Consider the following 24,565-nt stretch of genomic DNA (forward strand, 5'->3'; position numbering starts at 1 on the left):
CTGCCTGCCTCCGGTCCACGCGCCGGATAGCCCATGAAGGGCGGACTGGATGCAAGGCGAAACGAAACACGAACCACCGGCGCCGTACTCGAGGATGAATTCCGGGTACATCAGGAGTCCATATGTCACAAGCAAATCCCACGCGGGAGGATTTTGAATCCCTCCTCGCCGAGTCCTTCGCCAGCCATGACCTTGCGGAAGGTTATGTCGTCAAGGGCCGTATCGTCGCCATCGAAAAGGACATGGCGATCATCGACGCCGGCCTGAAGGTCGAAGGCCGCGTGCCGCTGAAGGAATTCGGCGCCAAGGGCAAAGACGGCTCGATGAAGCCGGGCGACGAAGTCGAAGTCTATGTCGAGCGCATCGAAAACGCGCTTGGCGAAGCGGTTCTCTCGCGCGAGAAGGCTCGCCGCGAGGAGAGCTGGGTCAAGCTGGAGCAGAAGTTCAACGCCGGCGAGCGCGTCGAAGGCGTCATCTTCAACCAGGTCAAGGGCGGCTTCACGGTCGATCTCGACGGCGCCGTGGCCTTCCTGCCGCGCAGCCAGGTCGATATCCGTCCGATCCGCGACGTCACGCCCCTCATGCACAACCCGCAGCCCTTCGAAATCCTCAAGATGGACAAGCGCCGCGGCAACATCGTCGTCTCGCGCCGCACGGTTCTTGAAGAGTCGCGCGCCGAGCAGCGTTCGGAAATCGTGCAGAATCTCGAAGAGGGCCAGGTGGTCGAGGGCGTCGTCAAGAACATCACCGATTACGGTGCGTTCGTCGATCTCGGCGGCATCGACGGCCTGCTGCACGTCACCGACATGGCATGGCGCCGCGTCAACCATCCGTCCGAGATTCTGAACATCGGCCAGACGGTCAAGGTGCAGATCATCCGCATCAACCAGGAAACCCACCGTATCTCGCTCGGCATGAAGCAGCTCGAGAGCGATCCGTGGGATGGCATCGGCGCGAAGTATCCGGTCGGCAAGAAGATCACCGGCACCGTCACGAACATCACCGACTACGGTGCGTTCGTGGAGATCGAGCCGGGCATCGAAGGCCTCATCCACGTTTCCGAAATGTCCTGGACGAAGAAGAACGTGCATCCGGGCAAGATCCTCTCGACCTCGCAGGAAGTCGAAGTGGTGGTGCTCGAAGTCGATCCGGTCAAGCGCCGCATCTCGCTCGGCCTCAAGCAGACCCTCGACAATCCGTGGACGACCTTCGCCCAGAAGTACCCGACGGGCACCGTCGTGGAAGGCGAAGTCAAGAACAAGACCGAGTTCGGTCTGTTCATCGGCCTCGACGGCGATGTGGACGGCATGGTCCACCTCTCCGACCTCGACTGGAACCGTCCGGGCGAGCAGGTCATCGAGGAATACAACAAGGGTGACGTGGTCAAGGCGGTCGTTCTCGACGTTGACATCGAGAAGGAGCGCATCTCGCTCGGCATCAAGCAGCTCACCGGCGACAAGGTCGGCGAAGCGGCTGCCTCCGGCGAACTGCGCAAGAACGCAGTCGTCACCTGCGAAGTCACCGCCATCACCGATGGCGGCATCGAGGTGCGGCTGGTCGATCACGACGTCGACTCGTTCATCCGCCGCTCGGACCTGTCGCGCGATCGCGACGAGCAGCGCCCCGAGCGCTTCTCGGTCGGCCAGAAGGTTGACGCCCGCGTCATCGCTTTCGACAAGAAGACCCGCAAGCTGCAGGTCTCGATCAAGGCACTGGAAATCGCCGAAGAGAAGGAAGCGGTTGCCCAGTACGGCTCGACCGACTCCGGCGCTTCGCTCGGCGACATCCTCGGCGCTGCGCTGAAGAAGCAGGAAAAGAACTGATCCTGCCCTTTTTAAAGGCTGAAAAATCGAAACCCGCCGGTACAAGCCGGCGGGTTTTTCTTTGATTTTTTAACATCGATCCTTATCCGGCCTTTGTGAAGCTCGCCGACAGCAATTCATCGCAGCCATGTTCCTTAATGGCGGCGGTCAAGGCTGCCTCATAGTCGGGCTGCGCGCTTTCAAGGCGTGACCGCCCCTTGTCGGTAAGAACCGCATAAACTCCCCGTTTATCGTCGGGGCAGAGATCGCGAACGGTCAGCTTGCCCCGTTCCAGACGCTCGACCATTCGCGAAACCGAACTCTGGTTCAGGCGCAGATGGGAGGCCAGCTCCTGCATTCTCATTTCCGACTTCGGGGATCGCGATAATATCTGGAGCGCACGATATTCCGACAGGCCAAGTCCATGCCTGTCTTGCAGCATCCTGCCCAATGCGGCTTCCACGTCCGTCACAATATGAACCAGTTTGAGCCATGCATCACTTCTCTTCGGCATGATTGGCAACGACTCCTCTCGAGCATCAGCGATAACTCCATGTATGCCCATGCAAGCACTGGCTCAAGGGACCCTGTGCATTATGGTATGCAACCCCTGGACCAAATGGCCTGTGGGGATGGCGACCGCCAATGCCACGGGACAGTGTGTGGCAAAGAACCGGTGGCCGTCAGACCTGCTCCTGCAGCTTTACGCTATCGGCGAGTTTCAGCCAGACGACCCCGACGATGATGACTGCCAGCCAGAATGCCTGGACGAGCGTGAGTGGTTGATCGAGCAGGCTGCTGCCGAGGACCGCCGCGCCGACAGAGCCGATGCCCGCCCAAACCGCGTAGCCAATGCTAACGTCGATGGTTCGCAGGGCAGCGCTAAGGAAATAGAGCGTGAGCAGGAAGAAAATGAAGGCGGCGACAGACCAGCTCAATACCGTAAACGCCTGGCTCCCCCCTACACTGAGCGCGTAGCCGATTTCAAAAGCGCCGGCGAGCAGCAACATGAGCCATGCGCGACCGCTGCCTTGATAGTTTTCATTGGTTGTTGTCATGTCTGGTTCCTTTCAGGTGGGGTGGGAATTGAATAAAGAAGTCGCTCTCTATGCGGCACCGCTGAGCCGCAGGCCGGCAACACCTCCGATCACCAGAACAATCCCGAGAACCTTTTTCCAGTTCAGTCGCTGTCTGAAAAACAGGGAGCCCAGAACGATGATCCCTACCCCTGAAATGGAAGTCCAAATGGCATAGCCCACGCCAACGTCAAAGGTAAGAAGGGCAAGGCTGAGGAAGTAAGTCGCGATTGCCCCGCTGACGAGGGTGGCAATACTCCATCCTATTTTCGTGAACCCCTTTGCGTTGCCGGCGCTGATTGCAACCGCGATCTCGAAAATCACGGCGATTCCAAGATAGAGCCAGCTCATCATGTTTTCCTTTCATCACTGGTTTGGTTTGCCAAGGCATGGCTTGGCATGGTTATCTATTTGCATGCGCATGCATATAATTATCGAAATTTCGAGTCAATGTACTTGCATGCTCATGCAAATTGCTATGAGCCTCACGTATATCAAAATGACGGGGTCAACCCGGATGAGCTCGCCGATCAAAGGCGTTGGAAATCACGAGAAGAAAGATGCAGGCCGCTCAATATGGCCGGCCCCACCCTCGCTATATTCACACTCCGAGCATTAAGATGAGCGCGTAGCTCACCGCTCCAAGCGCAAACAGCGACAGCACGGCGGCGAGCGTCACCCGACCACCTGCGCGGGCGACGGTGCGCACATCGACGCCGAGACCGAGGGCTGCCATGGAAATGACGGTCAGGAATGTCGAAGCCTTCTCGATGGGCGCATGGAGCGCTTCCGGGATGAAGCCGGAGGAGCGCAGCGCCATCATCGCCAAAAAGCCGATGATGAACCAGGGTATGAGATGGCGGAGCGACAGACTTGCGTCCCGACGCCCCTCGCCCAATAGGGCAAGCGCGAGAATGACCGGACCGAGCATCAGGACGCGCACCAGCTTGACCAGCGTGCCGAGCTGGACGCTCAGTTGAGCAACGGGTGCCGTCGCAGCCAGGACCTGCGGCACGGCATAGACGGTGAGCCCGGCAAAAACACCGTACTGCGCCACCGAAAGGCCGAGGAGCGGCACGAGCAGCGGCAGACAGAGAACCACAATAACGCCCAGAACCGCGGTGAAGGCGATCGACGCCGCTACATCGTCGCCATGGGCACCGATGACGGGCGCCGTAGCGGCGATGGCCGAGTTGCCGCAGATCGAATTGCCACAGGCGACCAGCACCGACATTCGGTGCGGCAGGCGCAGAAGCCGGCCAATGCCGTAGCTCAAGACGATGGCGATGGCCACGACGCCCGCAATGCCGGCGATCAGCCCCGGACCGGCGGCGACCACGGCGCTGGTGCTGATCGAGGCGCCGAGCAGGACGATGGCGATCTCCAGCAACGTCTTGGCGGAAAAGCCGACGCCTGCATCAAAATACGCGCCCGGACGGAAAAAGCTGCGGATCGCCGCACCGATAAGGATGGCCAGAACAAGCCCTTCGAGCCAGGCGCGACCCGTGAAGTGGATCTCCAGCATCTGCAACAGAATGGCCAAGCCGGCCACGACACCGCTCAGAACAATTCCCGGCAGAAGATTAGTGATTTTTAGATGATTTTTGGCGAGCACTGCCGAACCCTTGGAACAATTTTCCAATATTATCGGAGAAATCATCTATTCAATCCATTCCATAATATGGCATATTTCGTTCGATTCTACCGAACATTCGGATAGACCGATGACGCTCGAGCAGCTCAGAATCTTCATCGCCGTTGCCGAGCGCGAGCATCTCACCCGCGCCGCGGAGGCCTTGCGGCTGACGCCGTCTGCGGTGAGCTCCGCAATCCGCGCGCTGGAGGACCGCTACGGCGCGATGCTCTTCAACCGGATCGGACGGCGTATCGAGATAACCGACGCCGGACGGATTTTCCTCGATGAGGCGCGGGCCGTGCTGGCTCGGGCGCATGCAGCGGAGCTTGCGCTCGCCGAACTGGGCGGGCTGAAGCGGGGCTCATTGCGCATTCACGCCAGCCAGACGATCGCGAGCTATTGGCTGCCGCCATTTCTGGCGCGCTTTCATGCTGCCTATCCGGCTGTCACCGTCAGCCTGACGGTCGGCAACACGCAGAGCGTCGCCCGCGCAACGGTGGAAGGCGATGCGGATGTGGGCTTCGTAGAGGGCGAAGTGGACGAACCTGCCCTCGCTGTCCGGCCGGTGGGCGAAGACCATCTGGTCGCCATCGTTTCCGCTTCCCACCCCTGGGCTGACGGCCATTTGCTGGGCTGGCGGGACATTGCGCAGGCCGACTGGATCATGCGCGAGCAGGGCTCGGGAACGCGCTCCGTGTTCGAAAGTGCGATGCGGGCACAAGGTTTCGACCCGCTCGCATTGAAGATCGCGTTGGAACTGCCTTCCAACGAAGCGGTGCTTTCGGCAGTGCAATCGGGAACTTACGCTGCCGTCCTATCCGAACTCGCGGCGGCTCCGCACCTCGCCACCGGGCGGCTCACCAAGGCCAATTTCAACCTGCCGCGAAGGCGTTTTCTCATGCTCTCGCACAAGGAGCGGTACCGCAGCAGGGCCTTCCATTCACTGGCTGAGATGCTGCCGGATTCCCGCCCTATTCCAGTATCGTATACCGGTACAAGATAAACGCGGCCTCATAAACGAGCACCAGCGTCACGAATATGGCGTGAAAGCGCTGATTGCGCGTGAACATGGCGACAATGCTCCCCACGACGAACACGATGGTCCGAAGCGGATATTCGATACCGAAGGAATGATAATGGTCCCGGCCCTTCAGCAGGGTGTCGCCAATGTCAGCAAGGAGTATCAGTACTAAAATGCTGAAGAACGCCTTGCGACGCGACATGAAATAATCGCGGTAGCCGGTGTATTCCGCCATATTGTCTGGGAACAGCAGCGTGCTGGCGAGAAAATAAAGGCTCGCGTAGAAGATCACGTAGAAATAGGTTTCGAAGTCCCAGACCTTGATCCAGTGCAGGTGGAATTCGAACCACCAGAAATGCACGATCGCCAGGAATATGAAGCCGACCCATGCCAGATGGATGGGATAGATGATCTGTGATCCTGGATGCTGAACGAAGCGCGCAAAGCCGGTGAGCAGTCGCGAAATGCATAAGCCAAGAATAATACCGACAATGATCCGGACATGAACGAATATATCCGGCGTCATTCCATGGCTGACTGAGGGTGCTTCCATCTTCTCCCCTTAGCAGAAGAGAATATTCAACCGTATAAATGTTAATAAGCCATGGAAAGGCTTCGGTGGTTGCCTCGGGCGAGCCGCCGGACTGCTTCACATCCCGACATGATCATCGAGGGCAGGCTGCCGTTTCAGCCATTCCAGAGCCGTCTGCGGCTTGACGAAGAGAAGGGTGACGTCAGGCCGCCGGGACCGCAGGCGCGTTTCGATGCGATCCACGCATTTCTCTATGCCGGAGGCGGTGAGCCTGTCCCTGAATTCAACGCTGAGCGCCGTTAGGATCTCCTCCGGTCCCAGATGGACGGTCAGCACATCATTGACCTTCCGCACGTCCCGGTCGGCTTGCGCAACAGCCAGGATTTCCGCCTGGACCTCGGGAACCGCCGCCTCGCCGATCAGCAGCCCCTTGCTTTCCAAGGCCAGGGATATGGCCGTGGTCGCAAGGACCAGCGCAATGCAAATGGAGGCGACGCCGTCGAGAACCGGCATATCGAACATATGTGCCGTGACAATGCCCAGGAACGCGAAGATCAGGCCGAGAAGATCGGCACTGTTCACGAAGAGAACCGTGAAAACCATGGAATCCTTGCTGCGGCGGAAGGTCGTGAGATAGCTGTAGCTGCCTTTAGTCCGGCGGAACTCCTCAAAGGCGACCAGCCATGCCCAGGCCTCGAACAGGAACGACAGGCCCAGCACCACATAATTGACCAGCGGATTGCTCATCGGCTCGGGATTGAGAATATGCCTGACACCTTCATAAAAAGACACGCCCGCGCCGAGCGCGAAAACGAGAAGCGCGACGATGAAGCTCCAGAAATAGAGTTCCCGTCCATAGCCGAAAGGATGGCCGCTATCGGCCGGACGTCCTGCCCGATGAAGCCCAAAAAGCAGAAGAACTCCGTTTCCCGTATCGACAAGCGAATGCACGCCCTCCGACAGCATGGCGGAACTGCCGGTGAAGACCGCCGCGCCGAATTTGGTCAGCGTGACCAGCAAGTCACCGATCAAGGCGGCATAGATCACTTTTCGGGAACCGGAACGCGAAGCCATCGTGCTCTCTTGTCGCAGCAATCAGGATATCGCGTATAAGTTGCACTATACTTATTAATACAATTTGTATTTGAGAAGCGAAAGTGTGCAGCCCGCCCGCGCAAAGCATACGCGGCGTTGGACCATCATTTGATTGCGCCGATCAGGGCTTTCTCGGGAAAGCAGGTGGCCGGCTGGCCATGCTTGGCCTGCCAATCGCCGATGGACCGGCGCGTCTTGAAGCCGGGAAGGCCATCGGCTTTGCCGACGTCGTATCCCTTCGTCTGCAGCGCCCTCTGCATGGCGGCGATATCGGAGCGATACATGCCGCCGACATCGCCCCATTGCCGCGAGAAGCCACGCGCCCCATAGGCAATGCGGTCACCGGCATGGCCGATGAACAACGCGTAGAGATCGCTCATATTATAGCTTTTCAGCACATAGAAATTGGGCGTGACGATAAAGGCCGGGCCATGCCGGCCAGCTGGCATCAGAAGATATCCCTCGCCAGAAAGCTCGTTCGCCGGGAAGGGTTTGCCATTGACGCGGGTAATGCCCATCTCAGCCCAATCGGCTATTTTCAGCCCCTGATCTGGGCCTTCCAGCGCGCAGGTCAGCCCCGCCGGCACGTTGACCTCGAAACCCCAGTCGCGCCCGCGCTGCCAACCATGCAGACGCAGATAATTGGCGATCGAGGCGAGCGTGTCGGGCACGGAGTTCCAGATATCACGCTTGCCGTCGCCATTGAAATCGACGGCGTGCTTCAAATAGGAGGTCGGCATGAATTGCGGCTGGCCCATGGCGCCGGCCCATGAGCTCTTCATTGCTCCGGCATCGATATAGCGATGCTGCACGATCTCCAGCGCGGCCAGGAGCTCCTGACGGAACATTTCCTTGCGCGTCGCCATGAAGGCCTTGGTGCCCAGCACTTCGAAGGCATTATAGGGAATCTTGACGCCGCCGAAGCCTGATTCCCTGCCCCATATGGCAAGGACGACCGCGCCCGGCACGCCATATTGCTTCTCGATCGCCGCGAGAGTGCTTGCATGTTGCCCGGCGCGCGTCTTTCCGCCGGCAGCGACATGACCAATGGTCTTTTCGTTGAAATATTTGCCCGGCGAGCCGAATTCCGCCTGAACCTGTTCTTTCGGCGTCGTCGGTTTTGTGCCCGGGGGGACCAGATCGGGCAGCTTCCAGTTGAGCTTCACCCCAGCGAAAGCCTTGTCGAAAGTGGAACGGGAAACGCCGTTGGCCTTCGCCTCCGGCCAGAGATCACGGTCGAGCCATGTACGGAACTGCGCTTCCGTCTCGGCTTTCGAAGGTGCTGCGGCGGCAGGTCCGGCCAGAAGGAATGGCAGGCAGAAAACGGCCACACCCAAACGTTTTAAAGCCGCTCCGAATCTTCGCATCCGATCTCCTACAACGCCGTGCGCGCCCGCAAGGCTGCCGCCAATGTCCCTTCGTCGAGATAGTCAAGCTCGCCGCCGACCGGCACGCCATGGGCGAGCCTGGTCACACGCACGTCGAAGCCGGAAAGCTGGTCGGTGATATAATGGGCGGTCGTCTGGCCCTCGACGGTGGCGTTGACGGCGAGGATCACTTCCTTCACCTCCCCCGCTCCGACCCGCTCGACCAGGCCGCGGATATTGAGATCGTCAGGCCCGATGCCGTCGAGCGGCGACAGCCGGCCGCCGAGCACATGATAGCGCACGTTCATCGTGCCGGCGCGTTCCAGCGCCCAGAGGTCCGACACGTCCTCGACGACGATGAGCGTCGCCGGATCGCGGCGCGGATCGGTGCAGACGGTGCAGGGATCGCTGGTATCGACATTGCCGCAGGTCGAGCAGACGCGCACCTTCTCGGCGGCATCCTGCATGGCGCTGCCGAGCGGAATCAGCAACGCTTCCTTTTTCTTGATGAGATGGAGCGCCGCACGCCGCGCCGATCGCGGCCCCAGGCCCGGCACACGGGCAAGGAGCTGGATCAGGCGTTCAATTTCAGGGCCGGCGATTCGTTTGGACATGATTCAGTGAGTAGTGAGATAGGGAATAGTGAGATAGAGGGAAAAAATCTTTGGAATCAATTTCCTCGATCGTTTACGCACTGACTACCTCACTATCTCACTATTCCCTACTCACTAAAATGGTAGCTTAAAGCCAGGAGGCAACGGCAGACCGGCGGTTAGCGCCTGCGTCTTCTCGGCCATCAGTGCCTCGATCTTGGTCTTCGCCTCGTTGTGAGCCGCGACGATCAGATCCTCGAGGATTTCGGCCTCGTCCTCTTTGAGAAGCGAGGGATCGATCTTGAGCGCACTCATCACGCCCTTGCCGGACAATGTGACGCTGACCAAGCCACCGCCGGACGTTCCCGTCGCTTCGAGATTGGCGATCTCATCCTGCATGGCCTGCATCTTGGCCTGCATTTCCTTCGCCTGTTTCAGCATACCCATCATGTCACGCATGGGTCGAACTCCTGCTTCTATTTTTATTAGTCGTCATCGTCCGGCGTCAGCGAGACATCCGGCAATTCGGCATCCAGATCAACGCCGGCATCCTCCTGCGCCTCGCTCGTGGCGATGCGGACATCGGTGATCCGGGCGCCGGGGAACTGGGCGAGGATCGCCGCCACGTCGGGATCGGCGCGGGCGTCGGTGACGAGCATGTCACGGCGCGCGGCCTCCACTTCGGCAATGGTCTGGCCGCCTGCCTCACGCGACACCGACACCATCCAGCGAACCCCGGTCCAAGCGAGAAGCTTCTGCGCGATATCGCTTGGCAGCGTCTTCGGCGCATCTTCGGTCAGGCCGATCTCCAGCCGTCCCGGCGCGATGGCGACGAGGCGCACGCAGTTCTTGATCATGATCTTGAGCTGCATGTCACGGTGTTTGTCGGCCAATGCCACGATATCGGCAAGGCCGCTCAACGGCACCGCGGGCGTTGCGGCTTCGGCGGCAGGCTCCGGCTGCGGCCGGGGTTCGGGCGCGGGCCGCGCCTGCTGCTCCGGCTGGACGAGACGCATCGCCGTCGAGCCGTTGCCGCCGGTCACGCCCATGGAAGACGATGCCACCGCGTCGGCAGGACGACTGCCCGACATGACCGCCCCGCCGTTCGGCCGCGGAGCATCGGCACTGGGACGTGGTGCGGACACGGCGCCGCTCTCGAGCGCCTTCAGCGCTTCATCGAGCGTCGGCAGATCCGCAGCATGCGCCAAACGGATCAGCAGCATCTCGGCAGCCTGGATCGGACGGGAAGCGGTCTCCACCTCGCCGATACCCTTCAACAGCATCTGCCAGGTACGCGACAGGACGCGGATCGACAGTTTTTCGGCGAAATCACGGCCGCGCACGCGCTCGTCTTCCGACAGCGACATGTCGTCCGCTACTTCCGGCGTGAAGCGCAGCCGCGTCACCAGATGGTTGAATTCGGCCAAGTCGGTCAGCACGACAGCCGGATCGGCTCCGACATCATATTGCGCGCGGAACTCCTTCAGCGCCGCCGCCACATCGCCGCGCATCAGCATCTCGAACAGGTCGATGATGCGGGCGCGGTCGGCAAGGCCCAGCATGGCGCGCACCGTCTCCGCCTCGACCCTGCCGCCGCCATGGGCGATCGCCTGATCCAGAATCGACAGCGAATCGCGCGCCGAGCCCTCGCCTGCGCGCGCGATCATCGCCAGCGAGACGTCATCGATGTCGATCCCCTCCTGCCCGGCGATATTTCTCAAATGCCCGGCGAGAAGCCCGGAATCGATACGCCGCAGATCGAAGCGCTGGCAGCGCGACAGGACCGTGATCGGAACCTTGCGGATCTCGGTGGTGGCGAAGATGAACTTCACATGCGGCGGCGGTTCCTCAAGCGTCTTCAGCAGGCCGTTGAAGGCCTGGTTCGACAGCATGTGAACCTCGTCGATGATATAGACCTTGTAGCGCGCCGAAACCGGACGGTAGCGCACCTGCTCGATGATTTCGCGGATATCGTCAATGCCGGTATGGGAGGCGGCGTCCATCTCGATGACATCGACATGGCGGCCTTCCATGATCGCCTGGCAATGCTCGCCCGGGATCGAAAGATCGATTGTGGGCTGGTCTATGGCGTCGGTCTTGTAATTAAGCGCGCGCGCGAGGATGCGCGCCGTCGTCGTCTTGCCGACCCCGCGGACGCCGGTCAGCATCCAGGCCTGGGCGATGCGCCCGGTATGGAAAGCGTTTGTGAGCGTGCGGACCATCGGCTCCTGGCCGACGAGATCGCCGAAATTCTGCGGACGGTACTTCCGGGCGAGAACGCGGTAGGCGCCGTCTGCCGTTTTCGTCTCCATGCCGAGCGTTCCGATTCCTTGTTTGCACCCTGTGCCACGGAGTTTGGACCGCCGGGCATGGCACCGTCAATGTTACATCGAGGCGAACATCGGCCAAGAACCCGCGACCGCAAACCATACCCGCAAAAGGGAAGAGGGTGGGAGGCTGGCACGGTGACCCGTGCCCGGCTCGTTAGGGCTGCTTCCTTCCGGACCTGACCCGGTTGGCGAGTGGCTCGTCCACCACCAACCTCCCGAGCTTCATATCGTCAATCGGCACGCAAAAAGCAAGCCAAAGCACAAAAAAACTGCTATTTGAAGCGCATGACGACATTCGTGCTTGATGAGAAACTCACTGCGGACACAATTGCGGTCGCCACGCTGGGGCTCTGCGACCTCAGGCTCATGAACGACCGCCGCTGGCCCTGGCTCATCCTCGTGCCGCAGCGGCCCGACAAGGTGGAACTGCACGACCTGACGCCGCTCGACCAGACCATGCTGACCTTCGAGTTGGCGATGGCCGCGCAGGCGCTCAAATCCGTAACGGCTTGCGAGAAGATCAACACCGGCGCGCTCGGCAATATCGTGCGGCAGCTTCACGTGCACATCATCGCCCGCAACAGCGGCGATCCCGCCTGGCCCGGACCGGTCTGGGGCCACGGCACAAGCGAGCCCTACCAGCCGGAGGTTGCGGAACAATTCGCCCTCGCCATCAGAAACGCGCTTTAGATATTTGACAGCCTCACCCGGAGTTTCCATGAGATTGCGCCTGTTCGACCTGCCGGAGATCGAGCCGAGCCAGGCGGTCGGCTTTGCCGGCAACATCATCGACCGGCTGTCGGAGAAGCGTTCAGACGATGCGGCCGAGAAAGCGCTGGCCGAGCCGGAAGCGCTGATCATGCTGCTCGGCAAGGGCCGCGTGCATCTCTCCTTCAGGAATGGATCCCGGCCGAAAATCTTTTTCACCGCGAGCGAGATCGCACACTTCGAGCCGCTGCTGCATGAGGCGGTGCTGCTCGGTCGGCAGGACGAGCGGCCGCTGCTTGCCGCCGTCACCACATCAGATCCGGAAAAGCTGCCTGAGCCTTTCAAGGCCGTCGACTACCGCTCGGTCTATATGCAGGGGCTTATTCCGGGCGACGAGCTCGGAGCGCTGGCGCAGGCGGCAGCCCTCATCGCGTGGCACGAGAACTACCGCTATTGCGGCCGCTGCGGAACGCTTACCGAAATGCGAGCCGGGGGCTACAAGCGCGTCTGTCCACATTGCGAGGCCCAGCACTTTCCGCGTACAGATCCGGTAGCGATCATGCTGGCGGTGCGCGGCGATCGCTGTCTTCTGGCGAGAAGCCCGCATTTCGCGCCTGATATGTATTCATGTCTCGCCGGTTTCATCGAGCCCGGCGAAACCATCGAGGCGGCAGTGCGCCGCGAAACGCGCGAGGAAGCGGGCGTGCCGATCGGCCGCGTCGCCTATCACGCGAGCCAGCCCTGGCCCTTCCCCTATTCGCTGATGATCGGCTGCCATGCCGAGGCGCTGTCGGACGAGATCATCATCGACCGCACGGAGCTGGAGGACGGACGCTGGTTCGAGCGCGGCGAAGTGCTCGCCATGCTCGACCGCACGCATCCGCAAGGGCTGATGACGCCGCCGCCGGGCGCCATCGCCGCCCATCTCATCCGGAGCTGGGCGGAAAGCTGATCCGCCGTCAGAGCACGAGGATCAGTTGCGCTACTCCCCCAGCTCGTTCTGCGTATCGCGGAAAGAGCTGCCAGGATAGACGCCGACGATGCGCATCTCCCTGGAAAAGAATTCCAGTTCCTCGAGCGCAAGCTTCACCGGCCGCTCGTCCGGATGGCCCTCGATATCCGCATAAAATTGCGTGGCGGTGAAGGTGCCGCCAATCTGATAGCTCTCGAGCTTGGTCATATTGATACCGTTGGTGGCGAAGCCGCCCATGGCCTTATAGAGCGCGGCCGGGACGTTCCGCACCCGGAAGACAAAGGTCGTGACGATGCGGCTGCCATCGGCCGGGCGCGGCGCCCATTTCTTTGATTTCGACAGGACGACGAAACGGGTGATATTGTTTTCCATATCCTCGACATTCTCGGCCAGGATGTCGAGGCCGTAGAGACCGGCGGCCAGACGCGGCGCGAGCGCCGCCATGGTCTTGTCGCCCGCTTCCGCGACGATACGGGCGGCACCTGCCGTATCGCCCGCCACCATCGGCTTCCAACCGTGCTTGCGGATGACCTTCCGGCATTGGCCGAGCGCATGGATATGGCTGTGGACCGACCTGATTTCGTCCAGCTTGGTGCCCGGCAGGGCCATCAGCTGGAAATGGATGGGCAGGAAATATTCGCCGACGATATGCAGCCGCGATTCGGGCAGGAGATGGTGGATATCGGCGACGCGGCCGGCGATCGTGTTCTCGATCGGGATCATCGCCAGATCGGCGGTCCCTGTCTCAACCGCATTGAACGCATCCTCGAATGTCGGGCAGGGCAGCGGCTCCATGTCCGGAAACATGTTGCGGCAGGCCGTATCGGAATTTGCCCCCGGCTCGCCCTGGAACGAGATTTTGTTGGTCTTTCCCGCCATGTCGGATGTCTTTCCTTAAATGTCCTGAGATATAAGTGCGCGCGCCCGTTCGAGATCGGCAGGCGTATCGACGCCGAGCGGCACGGATTTGACGATTTCCACGTCAATCCGCATGCCGGCCTCCAATGCGCGGAGCTGCTCCAGCTTCTCGCGCCGCTCCAGCGGCGACGGCCCGAGCCGGACGAATCGCTCCAGCGCGGCGCGGCGATAGGCATAGAGCCCGATATGATGATAGAGCGGCCCCTCGCCCCACGGCGCGGTGGCGCGGGTGAAATAAAGCGCGCGCAGCCGCTTGTCCCCGACAAGCGGCGAACCGACGATCTTGACCACGCTCGGGTTGGTTTTCTCGCTCTCTTCAGTGATCTCGACGCCAAGCGTTGCGATATCGGCCGGGCCGTCCTCGAGCGGCCGCAGCGCCCTGACGATGATCTCGGGGTCGATGGTCGGCAGATCGCCCTGCACATTGATGATGGCGTCAATTTCTCCATCGGGATCGAGCGACTGAAGCGCCTCATAGATGCGATCGGAACCCGATTCGTGATCGGCGCGGGTCATCACGGCCTCGAAGCCGTGGGCGCGAATCGCAATGGCGATATCCTCACTGTCGGTGGCGACGACCGTGCGGCCCAGGCGGGCAGCGGCGGCTCGCTCGGCGACATGGACGATCATCGGCTTGCCCGCGATATCGGCCAGCGGCTTGTTGGGCAGGCGCGTGGATGCTAGGCGCGAGGGAATAAGCGTCAGGGTTTTCATGGTCTGGAGCATGAGGCTTGGTTTTCCAAAAGTGTCAAAAAGTCACGGGCCTGAGCGTCCTTATAGGTGTTGCAAGTGCGGAGCAAAAGACCTAGTTTCCGCGCCATCTTGGACAAGGAGGGGACCGGCCCAGGCTATATGGGCTTGCGTTTCCCGAAGATGAGGACCTCTCAAAAGGGGGAGCGCTGACTGCAGATGGAATCTCAAACCTATAAATACACCGGAGCCTTTCTCGCGGCGACTTTTGTCGTCATGACGGTCAGCCTGTTGTCCGATGTCATTTTTGATAGCCCCAAGCCCGAGAAGGAAGGCTATGCCATCCAGGCGATGGAGCAGCCCGCCGGTGGCGAAGAGAAGGCCGCACCGGCAGCCGTGCCGATCGCCACGCTGCTGCAGACCGCCGACCCGAAGAAAGGCGAAGCCGTTTTCAAGCGCTGCCAGGCCTGCCATACCGGCGAGAAGGGCGGACCGAACAAGGTCGGTCCGGACCTGTGGGATATCGTCAACCGTCCGATCGCATCTCATCCGGGCTTCAGCTATTCGGCCGGCATGAAGGAATTCGCCAAGGACAACAAGGTCTGGGATTACGAGCATCTCAACGGCTTCCTCACCTCGCCCAAGAACTACGTCAAGGGCACGGCGATGGGCTTCGCCGGCGACAAGAACGATAGCGAGCGCGCCGATCTGATCGCCTATCTGCGTACGCTTTCCGACAATCCGGCACCGCTGCCGGCAGCACCGGCCGCCGAGCCTGCCGCAACCGAGGGTGCTGCGCCGGCTGAAGACGCCAAGCCTGCCGAAGGTGGAGCCGAACAGCCCGCCGGCGAGACCGAGAAGCCCGCAGAGAACACTGCGCCTGCGCAGGGCGAACAGCCCGCGCCGGCTCCAGGTGGAGAAACAGCCCCGGCAGAGGGCGGGCAGCCTGCTACCAATCAGTAATCATATCGATCATCTCATTGAAAAGCCGGGCTTTCAGCCCGGCTTTTTTCATTTTTCGCGTAAGAATGCCTTTCTTCCTCCGCAAAATGCCATAGTCTTTTCCAAATGGGTTCCACTCATCGGAGGCAAGAGGCATGAGGGCAATGTTGGCAGGCGCGATGGCGCTGGCTGTGGTGGCGGGGTTCCCGACAGGCGGAGCCGCGCAAAGTCCGGAGCCGGCCTGGCGAACCGCCACCAGCCTCGTCGGCGAGCCGAAATATGCCTCCGATTTCAAGCATTACGACTATGTCAACCCGGACGCGCCGAAGGGCGGGACGCTCAACCAGGTGGCAGAGGGGACCTTCGACAGCCTCAACCCTTATGTTGTTCAGGGCGTGGCCGCTGCGGGTTTTGTCGGTTTCGGCGGCGGGATGCTCTACGATACGCTGATGTCGGATTCGACCGATCAGGGCTCGACCAGCTACGGGCTGATCGCCGAGGCGACGCAATATCCCGACGATTTCTCCTGGGTGAAATTCCGCCTCAACCCGGCGGCGCGCTGGCATGACGGCGAACCGATCACGGTAGAGGACGTGATCTGGTCGTTTGAAACGCTGAAAAGCCAAGCGCCGACCTACAACAAATATTACGGCGATGTGGTCAAGGCGGAAAAGACCGGGGAGCACGAAGTCAAATTCACCTTTTCCGAAACGGGCAACCGGGAACTGCCGCAGATCATGGGGCAGCTGGCCGTGCTGCCGAAGCACTGGTGGGAAGGAACCGATGCCCAGGGTCGAAAGCGCGACATCTCGCGCCCGACGCTCGAAATCCCGCTCGGCTCCGGCGCCTACAAGGCCGAGAAAGTGGTGCCCGGCCGCACCATCGTCTGGGCCCGCGTCGAGGATTATTGGGGCAAGGATCTGCCTGTCCATGTCGGCCGCAACAATTTCGACCGCATCCAGTACGATTACTATCTCGACGCCAACGCCACATGGGAGGCTTTCAAGAAAGGCGGCCTCTACGACTACAGGGCGGAAAACCGCATCCAGCGCTGGATGGAGCAGTATAATTTTCCCGCCGTGCAGCGCGGCGACGTGATCAAGCATTCCTTCCCGTACCATGCGGTCGGGCGCATGCAGGCCTATTTCCTGAATACGAGACGCGAAAAGTTCAGCGACCGGCGCGTGCGCGAGGCGCTGAACTGGGTCTACGATTTCCAGTCGATGAACCGCCTTCTGTTCTTCGACCAGTATAAGCGGATCGAGAGTTATTTCGCCGGCAACGATCTTGCCCTGGAGGGCGGGCTACCCAAGGGGAAGGAACTGGAAATCCTGGAAACGGTGCGTGACGAGATACCGCCCGAAGTCTTCACCAAAGAGTTCAAGGAACCGGTTTTCGACACACCGCAAGCGACGCGCGAAAATCTGCGGCACGCGCTGCAGCTCTTCCAGGAGGCGGGGTACGCCCTCAAGGACGGCGTTCTTCTCGATAAGAACGGCAGGCCTTTTACCATCGAGTTCCTCGGCAATGACCCGAGCGACGAGCGTATCTTCAATCCCTTCGTCGCCAACCTGCGCCGGGTCGGCATCCGGGCCACGGTGCGCATCGTCGATGCCGCGCAATATCAGGCGCGGGTGAACGATTTCGACTATGATTCGATTGCGACGGTCATTGCGCAAAGCCAGTCGCCCGGCAACGAGCAGCGTGAGTTCTGGAGCTCTGCGGCGGCTGACCTCAAGGGCAGCCGGAATTATTCAGGCATCAAAAACCCGGCAGTCGACAAGCTCATCGACCGTGTGGTCTATGCCAAGGACCGCGACGATCTCGTTGCCGCGACCCATGCGCTCGACCGGGTACTGTTGTGGAACTATTACGTGGTGCCGCAATGGTATGACGACAAAATCAACGTCGCTTATTGGAACAAATTCGGAATCCCCGAGAAACAGCCGGATTATTCCGGTATCGATCCGTTCTCCTGGTGGATCGATCCGGCCAAGGAAAAGGCGTTGAAGGTCAGCGGCGAATGATCGACAGGCGCTCGTTCCTCTCGCTTTCCGGCAGTGCGGCGATCGCCGCCTTCCTGCCGGGGCGCGCCTTCGCCGACGCGCCCACAGATAAGCCGCTGCACGGGCTTTCGGCTTTCGGCGAACTGAAATATCCCGCCGATTTCACCCATTTCGATTATGCGAGCCCCGAGGCGCCGAAGGGCGGGACCTTCACCTTCGGTCCGCCGAACTGGGTATTCAACCAGAGCCCGCTCACTTTCAACACGCTGAACAGCTTCTCCAACAAGGGCGATGCGCCGCCGCGCATGGAGCTCTGCTTCGATTCGCTGATGGCTTCGGCGCTGGACGAGCCCGATGCCATCTACGGCCTTGTTGCCGAAACCGTGACGATCTCAGGCGACCGTAACTCCTATGTCTTCAAGCTCAGGCCGGAAGCCCGGTTTTCCGACGGCACACCGCTTACGGCTGAAGATGCCGCCTTCAGCTATCAGACGCTCAAGGAGAAAGGCCATCCGGAACTGCTGCTGGCGCTGACCGAACTCGATGAAGCGGTAGCGGAAGATGCCCAGACGCTGCGCCTCACCTTTTCCGGCAAGCATTCGGCCCGGGCGATTCTCGATGCAGCGGGGATGCCGATTCTTTCGAAGGCCTGGTATGGGACCCGTGATTTCTCCGCCTCGACGCTGGAGCCGCCGCCGGGCTCGGGGCCCTACAAGGTCGGACGGTTTTCCCCGGCGCAGTTCATCGAATATGAGCGCAACAAGGATTATTGGGCGCGGGAGCTGCCGGTCAGCCGTGGTTTCTATCATTTCGACCGCATCCGCATCGAGTTCTACCGCGACCGGCAGCCAGCATTCGAAGCTTTCAAGAAGGGCGCGCTCGACTGGCGCTCGGAAAGCGTGGCGAAAACCTGGGTAACGGAATATGATTTCCCGGCAATCCGCGAGAAAAAGGTGGTGAAGCGGACCTTCCCGCGCGAGAAGCGGCCGAGCATGCAGGCATGGGCGCTCAACCAGCGGCGCGAGCGCTTCCACGATCCGCGGGTGCGCGAGGCGATCGCGCTTTGCTTCGATTTCGAGTGGACCAACAAGAACCTCTTCTACGGAGTGTATCGACGCTCGCAGTCCTGCTTCGGTGGTTCGGATTTCGAGGCCCGGGGAAAGCCCTCACCGGACGAACTCGCCATTCTGGAGCGTTATCGCGACCGCGTGCCGGAAGCGATCTTCGGCGAGGTGGTGACCATGCCGGTCAGCGACGGCTCCGGCCGTGATCGCAAATTGTTTCGCCGGGCCATCGAGCTTATGACCGAAGCGGGCTTCAAGCGGGATGGCGGGCGATTTACCGACAAGGACGGCAGGCCCTTCGATCTGGAAATCCTCAGCGATACGGAAGCCTTTACCCGCATCTACAATCCCTTCATGCAGAATTTGCGGGCGATCGGCATCAATGCATCGCTGCGGCTCGTCGATCCCGTCCAATACCAGGCGCGCACCCTGAATTTCGATTTCGACATGATGGGCATGGCTGTCTCGATGACGGCGACACCGACGCAGGATTCGCTCGGCACCATGTTTTCATCGAAATCGGCGGGCATTCCCGGCACACGCAATTATCCGGGAACCGCAGATCCGGTGATCGACGAGTTGATCCAAGAAGCCGGCAAGGCGAGCTCTCGCGACGAGCTCGTGCCTATCCTGCAGGTTCTCGATCGCCTCTTGCGTCTCAGGCGCGACTGGATTCCAAATTGGACTTCGGCGAATCACCTGGTCGCCTATTGGGACAGGTTCGGGTTCAAGGAGCCGAAACCCGATTACGGATTTCCGGTAGAGACACTCTGGTGGGTGGATGAAGAAAAGGCACGGGCTATTGGCAAGGCTTAGAGCATTTTGCAGTCAGGTGGAATCACCTGACGTCCGCATAAATGCGGCGCAACATAAAGAAGGAGCGGCCGCGCGAGCCAAAGCGAACGCATTCCGCTCCGGACGAAACAGCGATAACCTTGGAATGGATATCTGATGGGCGCCTACATCCTGCGCCGCCTGCTCCTGATGATACCGACGATGTTCGGCATCATGGCCATCTCCTTCGTCGTGGTTCAATTCGCCCCCGGCGGACCGGTCGAACGGGTCATCGCGCAACTTTCCGGACAGGGCGGCGATGCGATGGACCGCCTCTCCGGCGGCGGCAGCGATCTCGGCCAAGGGAACAGCTTCGACAGTGGCGGCGCCAATTCCAGATATCGCGGTGCGCAGGGGCTCGACCCGCAGTTCATCGCCAGCCTTGAAAAGCAGTTCGGTTTCGACAAGCCACCACTGGAGCGCTTCGGCCAGATGCTGTGGAATTATCTGCGCTTCGACTTTGGCCGTTCCTATTTCCGCGATATCGGCGTGCTCGACCTCATTCTAGAGAAGATGCCGGTCTCGATCTCGCTCGGCCTGTGGCTGACGCTCCTGTCCTACATCATCTCGATCCCGCTCGGCATCCGCAAGGCGATCAAGGACGGATCGCATTTCGACGTGTGGACCAGCGCCGTCATCATCGTCGGCTATGCCATTCCGAGCTTCCTCTTCGCCATATTGCTGATCGTGCTCTTCGCCGGCGGCTCGTTTTTCGACTGGTTCCCGCTGCGCGGCCTGACCTCGCCGGATTTCGACCAACTCTCGCTCTGGGGCAAGATCGTCGACTATCTCTGGCATATCGCGTTGCCGGTGACGGCACTGGTGCTCTCCGCCTTCGCCACCACGACATTGCTCACCAAGAACTCCTTCCTGGAGGAAATCCGCAAGCAATATGTGATCACGGCGCGGGCCAAGGGGTTGACCGAGCGGCAGGTGCTCTATCGCCACGTTTTCCGCAACGCCATGCTCATCGTCGTCGCCGGCTTCCCGGGCGCCTTCATCTCCGCATTCTTCACCGGCGCGCTGCTCATCGAAACCATCTTCTCGCTCGACGGGCTCGGACTGCTCGGCTACCAATCGGTGCTCAATCGCGACTATCCCGTCGTCTTCGCCAATCTCTACATTTTCTCGCTTCTCGGCCTCTTCGTCGGGCTTCTCTCCGACCTGATCTATACATGGATCGACCCACGCATCGATTTCGAGCGGAGGGACGTGTGATGGCGCAGATATCCGCAAAGGCCGAAGCCGGACCTCAGGTATCGCCGGTGCGCCGCCCTTGGTTGTCGCCGCTCAATCAGCGGCGCTGGCAGAATTTCAAATCCAACCGCCGCGGCTGGTGGTCGCTGTGGCTGTTCCTCTTCCTGTTCATCGCGTCGCTCTTCGCCGAGTTCATCGCCAATGACAAGCCGATCCTCGCTTCCTATAAGGGCGAGCTCCTGATGCCTGTGCTGGTCGATTACCCCGAGGAGAAATTCGGCGGGTTCTACGCCGTCACCGATTATCGCGATCCCGTCATATCGGACGAGATCAAGGCCCATGGCTGGATGATCTGGCCGCCGATCCGCTATTCCTACCGCACGGTGAACAACGAAATCCCCGAAGCAGCACCCTCAAAGCCCTTCTGGCTCTACAGCAAGGAGGAGCGTTGTCAGCGCTATCCGCAAGGGGTGAACGATGAGAACTGCATTTTCGGCAACTGGAACCTGCTCGGCACCGACGATCAGGCGCGCGACGTCTTCGCCCGCGCACTCTACGGCTTCCGCATCTCCGTCCTGTTCGGCCTCGCCCTGACGGCGGCCTCGGCGCTCATCGGCGTGACGGCGGGCGCGGTGCAGGGCTATTTCGGCGGCTGGGTGGATCTCCTCTTCCAGCGTTTCATCGAGATCTGGTCGGCGATCCCCGTGCTCTACCTACTGCTCATCATTGCGGCCGTGCTGCCGCCGGGCTTCTGGATCCTGCTTGGCATCATGCTGCTCTTCTCCTGGGTCGCCTTCGTCGGCGTGGTGCGGGCGGAGTTCCTGCGCGCACGCAATTTCGAATATGTGAATGCCGCGCGCGCACTCGGCGTGCCGAACGGGACGATCATGCTGCGGCATCTGCTGCCGAACGCCATGGTGGCGACGCTGACCTTCCTGCCCTTCATTCTCAACGGCTCGATCACGACGCTCACCTCGCTTGATTTCCTCGGCTTCGGCCTGCCGCCCGGCTCTCCCTCGCTCGGTGAATTGCTGGCGCAGGGCAAGAACAATCTGCAGGCGCCATGGCTCGGCCTCACCGGCTTCGTGGTCATCTCGCTGATGCTGTCGCTGCTGATCTTCATCGGCGAGGCGACGCGCGACGCCTTCGACCCGCGAAAGGCGTTCAAATGAGCGGTACCCCCCTCCTTTCCGTCCGTGATCTTTCCGTCGCCTTCACGCAGGGCGGCAAGGAAACGCTCGCCGTCGATCACATCTCTTTCGACATCGCCAAGGGCGAGACGGTTGCGCTGGTCGGTGAATCCGGTTCCGGCAAGTCGGTTTCGGCGCTTTCGATCCTGAAGCTTCTGCCCTATCCCTCGGCGAGCCATCCTTCCGGGCAGATCCTGTTCAACGGCAATGATCTCCTGGACAAGGACGAAAGCGATCTGCGGCGGGTGCGCGGCAACGATATCGCCATGATCTTCCAGGAGCCGATGACCTCGCTCAATCCGCTGCATACGATCGAGCGGCAGGTCGGCGAAATCCTGAAAGTGCATCAGGGGATGAGCGACAGGGCGGCGCGGGCGCGCACGCTGGAACTGCTGAACGAAGTGGGCATCCGCGAGCCGGAAAAACGGCTCAATGCTTATCCGCACCAACTCTCGGGCGGGCAGCGCCAGCGCGTAATGATCGCCATGGCGCTCGCCAACAAGCCGGCGCTGCTGATTGCCGACGAGCCGACCACCGCGCTCGACGTGACCGTGCAGGCACAGATCCTGAAGCTCCTCGCAGAGCTAAAGGCGGCGCAGGACATGTCTATGCTGTTCATCACCCATGACCTCGGCATCGTGCGCAAGATCGCCGACCGGGTCTGTGTGATGACCAAGGGCAAGATCGTCGAAGCCGGGCCGACCAAGGAGATCTTCGAAAACCCGCAGCATGAATATACCAAACACCTCCTTGCCGCGGAGCCCAAGGGCGAGCCACCGGCCGCCAATCCGGCCGCGACATCCGTCATGGAAGGCCGGGATGTGAAGGTCTGGTTCCCGATCAAAAAGGGCTTCCTGCGCCGCACGGTCGATCATGTGAAGGCGGTGGACGGGATCGATGTCACGATCCGTGCCGGCCAGACGCTCGGCGTCGTCGGCGAATCCGGTTCCGGCAAGACGACGCTCGGGCTGGCGCTGGCGCGCATGATCTCCAGCCAGGGCGATATCCGCTTCACCGGGCGCGAGATCGAAGGCTTGAGCTTCAAGCAGATGCGGCCGCTCCGGCGCGAATTGCAGATCGTCTTCCAGGATCCGTTCGGTTCCCTCAGCCCACGCATGTCGATCACCGAGATTATCGCGGAGGGCCTGCAGATCCATGAGCCCGGCCTTTCGGCGGACGAGCGCGACGCACGCGTGGTGGCGGCGCTGAAGGAGGTCAATCTCGATCCCGAGACCCGCTTCCGCTACCCGCACGAATTTTCAGGCGGACAGCGCCAGCGCATCGCGATCGCACGGGCTATGGTGCTCAATCCGCGCTTCGTCATGCTGGACGAGCCGACATCGGCGCTCGACATGAGCGTGCAGGCGCAGGTGGTGGACCTTCTGCGCGCGCTGCAGAAAAAGCACGATCTCGCCTATCTCTTCATCAGCCATGATCTGAAGGTGGTGCGGGCGCTCGCCAATGACGTTCTCGTCATGCGCAACGGCAAGGCTGTGGAATATGGCCCGGCGGTGGAAATTTTCGCCCGGCCGAAAGAGGAATATACGAAAGCGCTGATGGCGGCGGCGTTCCGCATGGAGGCAGCAGACGGGGGAGTGGTTGCGCAATGACAGACATGGGCAAAGGCAGCGACAAGGGACGTATCCTCCTGTCGGTCACGGATTGGGATCCGGAAGTCTGGCGCGCGGAATTCGCCAAGGCGGCGCCCGACCGGCCGATCGTGCTGGCGCCCGATCATCCGGGCGACGAAACGATCCGCTATGCGCTCGTCTGGAAGCAGAAGCCCGGCTCACTGGCCAATCTGCCCAATCTCAAGGCGATCTTCTCGCTCGGCGCAGGCGTCGACCATATCTTCCATGATCCGCATATCCCTGATGTGCCGATCGTCCGCATCGTCTCGGACGATCTGTCGATGCGGATGAGCGAATATGTCGTCTGGCAGGTGCTGGACCACCATCGGCTGGGGCCGCGTTACCGCCGGCAGCAGCAGGCCCGCATCTGGCATGAGGACCGGCGGCAGCCGGCCGCTAACGAGGTGACGGTCGGTATCCTCGGCCTCGGCGTGCTTGGCCGCGATGCGGCGGAAAAGCTTCTGGCGCTCGGCTTCCGCGTCACAGGTTGGAGCCGGCGGCCACATCAAATGGAGGGCGTCGAAACCTTTCACGGGAAGGAGGGATTGGGCGATTTCCTCGCCGGCGCGGATATCATCGTCTGCCTTCTGCCGCTGACGTCCGAGACGAAGGGCGTTCTCTCCATGTCGATGTTCGCCCGGATGAAGCAGGAAGGCCCGCTCGGCGCGCCGGTGCTGATCAATGCCGGACGCGGCGGGCTGCAGAACGAGGCCGACATCCTGGCGGCGCTCGACCGGGGTCTCCTTTCAGCTGTTACACTCGACGTTTTCGAGAAGGAGCCCTTGCCGGCCGATAGTCCGCTCTGGACGCATCCGAAGGTCACGGTGACACCACACGCAGCCGCGAGCTCGGCGCCCGGGGCACTCGTGCCGCTGATCGTCAAGCAGATCGAGGCCTACGAGCGCGGCGAACCGCTGACAAATCTGGTGGACCGTAACGCGCAGTACTGATGGACATTGC

The 24,565-nt window shown here is 61.0% G+C and carries 23 protein-coding genes and 1 other RNA gene; 11 read left to right on the top strand and 13 right to left on the bottom strand.

The genetic code is table 11. The features are described from left to right. Positions 1 to 122 precede the first annotated feature (122 nt). Positions 123 to 1,823, top strand: coding sequence for a 30S ribosomal protein S1 (gene rpsA / locus ATN84_RS04465; RefSeq protein ID WP_068880273.1), 1,701 nt, complete (start codon positions 123 to 125; stop codon positions 1,821 to 1,823). Positions 1,824 to 1,905: 82 nt separating this feature from the next. On the opposite strand, the gene ATN84_RS04470 is transcribed toward rpsA, so the two are convergent. The 4 genes from ATN84_RS04470 to ATN84_RS04485 form a co-directional block, all read right to left on the bottom strand. Continuing rightward, positions 1,906 to 2,367, bottom strand: coding sequence for a MarR family winged helix-turn-helix transcriptional regulator (locus ATN84_RS04470; RefSeq protein ID WP_342027662.1), 462 nt, complete (start codon positions 2,365 to 2,367; stop codon positions 1,906 to 1,908). Between the two features lie 118 nt (positions 2,368 to 2,485). Continuing rightward, positions 2,486 to 2,860, bottom strand: a complete 375-nt coding sequence (locus ATN84_RS04475; protein ID WP_068880275.1) for a DMT family transporter — start codon at positions 2,858 to 2,860, stop codon at positions 2,486 to 2,488. A gap of 48 nt (positions 2,861 to 2,908) precedes the next feature. Continuing rightward, positions 2,909 to 3,229 carry a DMT family transporter gene (locus ATN84_RS04480; protein WP_068880276.1) on the bottom strand — a complete coding sequence of 107 codons (321 nt, stop codon included), beginning with the start codon at positions 3,227 to 3,229 and terminating at the stop codon, positions 2,909 to 2,911. Between the two features lie 250 nt (positions 3,230 to 3,479). Further along, positions 3,480 to 4,493: a YeiH family protein gene (locus tag ATN84_RS04485; protein ID WP_244490973.1), complete on the bottom strand. Its 1,014-nt coding sequence runs from the start codon at positions 4,491 to 4,493 to the stop codon at positions 3,480 to 3,482. Positions 4,494 to 4,602: 109 nt separating this feature from the next. Between ATN84_RS04485 and ATN84_RS04490 the strand changes: the two genes are divergently transcribed. Continuing rightward, positions 4,603 to 5,517 carry a LysR family transcriptional regulator gene (locus ATN84_RS04490; protein WP_068880278.1) on the top strand — a complete coding sequence of 305 codons (915 nt, stop codon included), beginning with the start codon at positions 4,603 to 4,605 and terminating at the stop codon, positions 5,515 to 5,517. Here the strand turns inward: ATN84_RS04490 and ATN84_RS04495 are convergent. The 7 genes from ATN84_RS04495 to ffs form a co-directional block, all read right to left on the bottom strand. Continuing rightward, positions 5,486 to 6,088: a hypothetical protein gene (locus ATN84_RS04495; protein ID WP_068880279.1), complete on the bottom strand. Its 603-nt coding sequence runs from the start codon at positions 6,086 to 6,088 to the stop codon at positions 5,486 to 5,488. The two genes, ATN84_RS04490 and ATN84_RS04495, sit on opposite strands and share 32 nt — an antisense overlap. 96 nt (positions 6,089 to 6,184) lie before the next feature. Beyond that, positions 6,185 to 7,141: a cation diffusion facilitator family transporter gene (locus ATN84_RS04500; RefSeq protein WP_068880280.1), complete on the bottom strand. Its 957-nt coding sequence runs from the start codon at positions 7,139 to 7,141 to the stop codon at positions 6,185 to 6,187. Between the two features lie 125 nt (positions 7,142 to 7,266). Further along, the gene (locus ATN84_RS04505) at positions 7,267 to 8,529 is read right to left on the bottom strand and encodes a lytic murein transglycosylase (RefSeq protein ID WP_068880281.1); all 1,263 of its coding nucleotides are present in this window, start codon (positions 8,527 to 8,529) and stop codon (positions 7,267 to 7,269) included. 8 nt (positions 8,530 to 8,537) lie between these two features. Further along, complete coding sequence (recR, locus tag ATN84_RS04510) at positions 8,538 to 9,143, bottom strand: recombination mediator RecR (RefSeq protein WP_068880282.1); 606 nt, start codon at positions 9,141 to 9,143, stop codon at positions 8,538 to 8,540. Between the two features lie 114 nt (positions 9,144 to 9,257). Beyond that, on the bottom strand, positions 9,258 to 9,581 hold the full coding sequence (locus ATN84_RS04515; RefSeq protein ID WP_068880283.1) for a YbaB/EbfC family nucleoid-associated protein: 324 nt from the start codon (positions 9,579 to 9,581) through the stop codon (positions 9,258 to 9,260). A gap of 26 nt (positions 9,582 to 9,607) precedes the next feature. After that, on the bottom strand, positions 9,608 to 11,434 hold the full coding sequence (locus ATN84_RS04520) for a DNA polymerase III subunit gamma/tau (protein ID WP_068880284.1): 1,827 nt from the start codon (positions 11,432 to 11,434) through the stop codon (positions 9,608 to 9,610). A gap of 137 nt (positions 11,435 to 11,571) precedes the next feature. Beyond that, an RNA gene (gene ffs, locus ATN84_RS04525) (signal recognition particle sRNA small type) lies at positions 11,572 to 11,668 on the bottom strand. A 69-nt stretch (positions 11,669 to 11,737) separates the two neighbouring features. On the opposite strand from ffs, the gene ATN84_RS04530 reads away from it, so the two are divergent. Both ATN84_RS04530 and nudC read left to right on the top strand, forming a co-directional pair. After that, complete coding sequence (locus ATN84_RS04530) at positions 11,738 to 12,142, top strand: HIT domain-containing protein (RefSeq protein WP_068880885.1); 405 nt, start codon at positions 11,738 to 11,740, stop codon at positions 12,140 to 12,142. A 28-nt stretch (positions 12,143 to 12,170) separates the two neighbouring features. Then, positions 12,171 to 13,112: an NAD(+) diphosphatase gene (nudC, locus tag ATN84_RS04535; protein ID WP_068880285.1), complete on the top strand. Its 942-nt coding sequence runs from the start codon at positions 12,171 to 12,173 to the stop codon at positions 13,110 to 13,112. A 30-nt stretch (positions 13,113 to 13,142) separates the two neighbouring features. Here nudC and ATN84_RS04540 read toward each other — a convergent pair whose 3' ends face one another. Together ATN84_RS04540 and ATN84_RS04545 are read right to left on the bottom strand one after the other, a co-directional pair. Further along, positions 13,143 to 14,012: a prephenate dehydratase gene (locus tag ATN84_RS04540; RefSeq protein WP_068880286.1), complete on the bottom strand. Its 870-nt coding sequence runs from the start codon at positions 14,010 to 14,012 to the stop codon at positions 13,143 to 13,145. A gap of 15 nt (positions 14,013 to 14,027) precedes the next feature. Continuing rightward, positions 14,028 to 14,777, bottom strand: a complete 750-nt coding sequence (locus tag ATN84_RS04545) for a 3-deoxy-manno-octulosonate cytidylyltransferase (RefSeq protein ID WP_082766085.1) — start codon at positions 14,775 to 14,777, stop codon at positions 14,028 to 14,030. Between the two features lie 183 nt (positions 14,778 to 14,960). On the opposite strand from ATN84_RS04545, the gene ATN84_RS04550 reads away from it, so the two are divergent. The 7 genes from ATN84_RS04550 (at position 14,961) to ATN84_RS04580 (ending at position 24,555) form a co-directional block, all read left to right on the top strand. After that, the gene (locus ATN84_RS04550) at positions 14,961 to 15,704 is read left to right on the top strand and encodes a c-type cytochrome (protein WP_068880287.1); all 744 of its coding nucleotides are present in this window, start codon (positions 14,961 to 14,963) and stop codon (positions 15,702 to 15,704) included. Between the two features lie 158 nt (positions 15,705 to 15,862). Then, positions 15,863 to 17,710, top strand: a complete 1,848-nt coding sequence (locus ATN84_RS04555; RefSeq protein WP_425287374.1) for an extracellular solute-binding protein — start codon at positions 15,863 to 15,865, stop codon at positions 17,708 to 17,710. Further along, complete coding sequence (locus ATN84_RS04560; protein ID WP_068880289.1) at positions 17,707 to 19,569, top strand: extracellular solute-binding protein; 1,863 nt, start codon at positions 17,707 to 17,709, stop codon at positions 19,567 to 19,569. Before ATN84_RS04555 ends, ATN84_RS04560 begins: the two co-directional genes overlap by 4 nt. Positions 19,570 to 19,704: 135 nt before the next feature. Then, positions 19,705 to 20,805: a microcin C ABC transporter permease YejB gene (locus ATN84_RS04565; RefSeq protein ID WP_068880290.1), complete on the top strand. Its 1,101-nt coding sequence runs from the start codon at positions 19,705 to 19,707 to the stop codon at positions 20,803 to 20,805. Beyond that, positions 20,805 to 21,956 (top strand): ABC transporter permease, encoded by a 1,152-nt coding sequence (locus ATN84_RS04570; RefSeq protein WP_068880291.1) that lies wholly within the window; start codon positions 20,805 to 20,807, stop codon positions 21,954 to 21,956. Before ATN84_RS04565 ends, ATN84_RS04570 begins: the two co-directional genes overlap by 1 nt. Continuing rightward, entirely contained in the window at positions 21,953 to 23,584 is a 1,632-nt protein-coding gene (locus tag ATN84_RS04575; protein ID WP_068880292.1) for an ABC transporter ATP-binding protein, read from the top strand. Before ATN84_RS04570 ends, ATN84_RS04575 begins: the two co-directional genes overlap by 4 nt. After that, the gene (locus ATN84_RS04580) at positions 23,581 to 24,555 is read left to right on the top strand and encodes a 2-hydroxyacid dehydrogenase (protein ID WP_068880293.1); all 975 of its coding nucleotides are present in this window, start codon (positions 23,581 to 23,583) and stop codon (positions 24,553 to 24,555) included. Before ATN84_RS04575 ends, ATN84_RS04580 begins: the two co-directional genes overlap by 4 nt. Positions 24,556 to 24,565: the final 10 nt, after the last annotated feature.

Source organism: Paramesorhizobium deserti, assembly GCF_001558695.1.
In the GTDB taxonomy this organism is placed as follows: domain Bacteria; phylum Pseudomonadota; class Alphaproteobacteria; order Rhizobiales; family Rhizobiaceae; genus Paramesorhizobium; species Paramesorhizobium deserti.

Bases quoted from the DNA above. Each gene is read 5' to 3' on its own strand.
- rpsA (WP_068880273.1), top strand. From the start codon at position 123: ATGTCACAAGCAAATCCCACGCGGGAGGATTTTGAATCCCTCCTCGCC.
- ATN84_RS04470 (WP_342027662.1), bottom strand. From the start codon at position 2,367: ATGGGCATACATGGAGTTATCGCTGATGCTCGAGAGGAGTCGTTGCCA.
- ATN84_RS04475 (WP_068880275.1), bottom strand. From the start codon at position 2,860: ATGACAACAACCAATGAAAACTATCAAGGCAGCGGTCGCGCATGGCTC.
- ATN84_RS04480 (WP_068880276.1), bottom strand. From the start codon at position 3,229: ATGAGCTGGCTCTATCTTGGAATCGCCGTGATTTTCGAGATCGCGGTT.
- ATN84_RS04490 (WP_068880278.1), top strand. From the start codon at position 4,603: ATGACGCTCGAGCAGCTCAGAATCTTCATCGCCGTTGCCGAGCGCGAG.
- ATN84_RS04495 (WP_068880279.1), bottom strand. From the start codon at position 6,088: ATGGAAGCACCCTCAGTCAGCCATGGAATGACGCCGGATATATTCGTT.
- ATN84_RS04500 (WP_068880280.1), bottom strand. From the start codon at position 7,141: ATGGCTTCGCGTTCCGGTTCCCGAAAAGTGATCTATGCCGCCTTGATC.
- ATN84_RS04505 (WP_068880281.1), bottom strand. From the start codon at position 8,529: ATGCGAAGATTCGGAGCGGCTTTAAAACGTTTGGGTGTGGCCGTTTTC.
- recR (WP_068880282.1), bottom strand. From the start codon at position 9,143: ATGTCCAAACGAATCGCCGGCCCTGAAATTGAACGCCTGATCCAGCTC.
- ATN84_RS04515 (WP_068880283.1), bottom strand. From the start codon at position 9,581: ATGCGTGACATGATGGGTATGCTGAAACAGGCGAAGGAAATGCAGGCC.
- ATN84_RS04520 (WP_068880284.1), bottom strand. From the start codon at position 11,434: ATGGAGACGAAAACGGCAGACGGCGCCTACCGCGTTCTCGCCCGGAAG.
- ATN84_RS04530 (WP_068880885.1), top strand. From the start codon at position 11,738: ATGACGACATTCGTGCTTGATGAGAAACTCACTGCGGACACAATTGCG.
- nudC (WP_068880285.1), top strand. From the start codon at position 12,171: ATGAGATTGCGCCTGTTCGACCTGCCGGAGATCGAGCCGAGCCAGGCG.
- ATN84_RS04540 (WP_068880286.1), bottom strand. From the start codon at position 14,012: ATGGCGGGAAAGACCAACAAAATCTCGTTCCAGGGCGAGCCGGGGGCA.
- ATN84_RS04545 (WP_082766085.1), bottom strand. From the start codon at position 14,777: ATGCTCCAGACCATGAAAACCCTGACGCTTATTCCCTCGCGCCTAGCA.
- ATN84_RS04550 (WP_068880287.1), top strand. From the start codon at position 14,961: ATGGAATCTCAAACCTATAAATACACCGGAGCCTTTCTCGCGGCGACT.
- ATN84_RS04555 (WP_425287374.1), top strand. From the start codon at position 15,863: ATGGCGCTGGCTGTGGTGGCGGGGTTCCCGACAGGCGGAGCCGCGCAA.
- ATN84_RS04560 (WP_068880289.1), top strand. From the start codon at position 17,707: ATGATCGACAGGCGCTCGTTCCTCTCGCTTTCCGGCAGTGCGGCGATC.
- ATN84_RS04565 (WP_068880290.1), top strand. From the start codon at position 19,705: ATGGGCGCCTACATCCTGCGCCGCCTGCTCCTGATGATACCGACGATG.
- ATN84_RS04570 (WP_068880291.1), top strand. From the start codon at position 20,805: ATGGCGCAGATATCCGCAAAGGCCGAAGCCGGACCTCAGGTATCGCCG.
- ATN84_RS04575 (WP_068880292.1), top strand. From the start codon at position 21,953: ATGAGCGGTACCCCCCTCCTTTCCGTCCGTGATCTTTCCGTCGCCTTC.
- ATN84_RS04580 (WP_068880293.1), top strand. From the start codon at position 23,581: ATGACAGACATGGGCAAAGGCAGCGACAAGGGACGTATCCTCCTGTCG.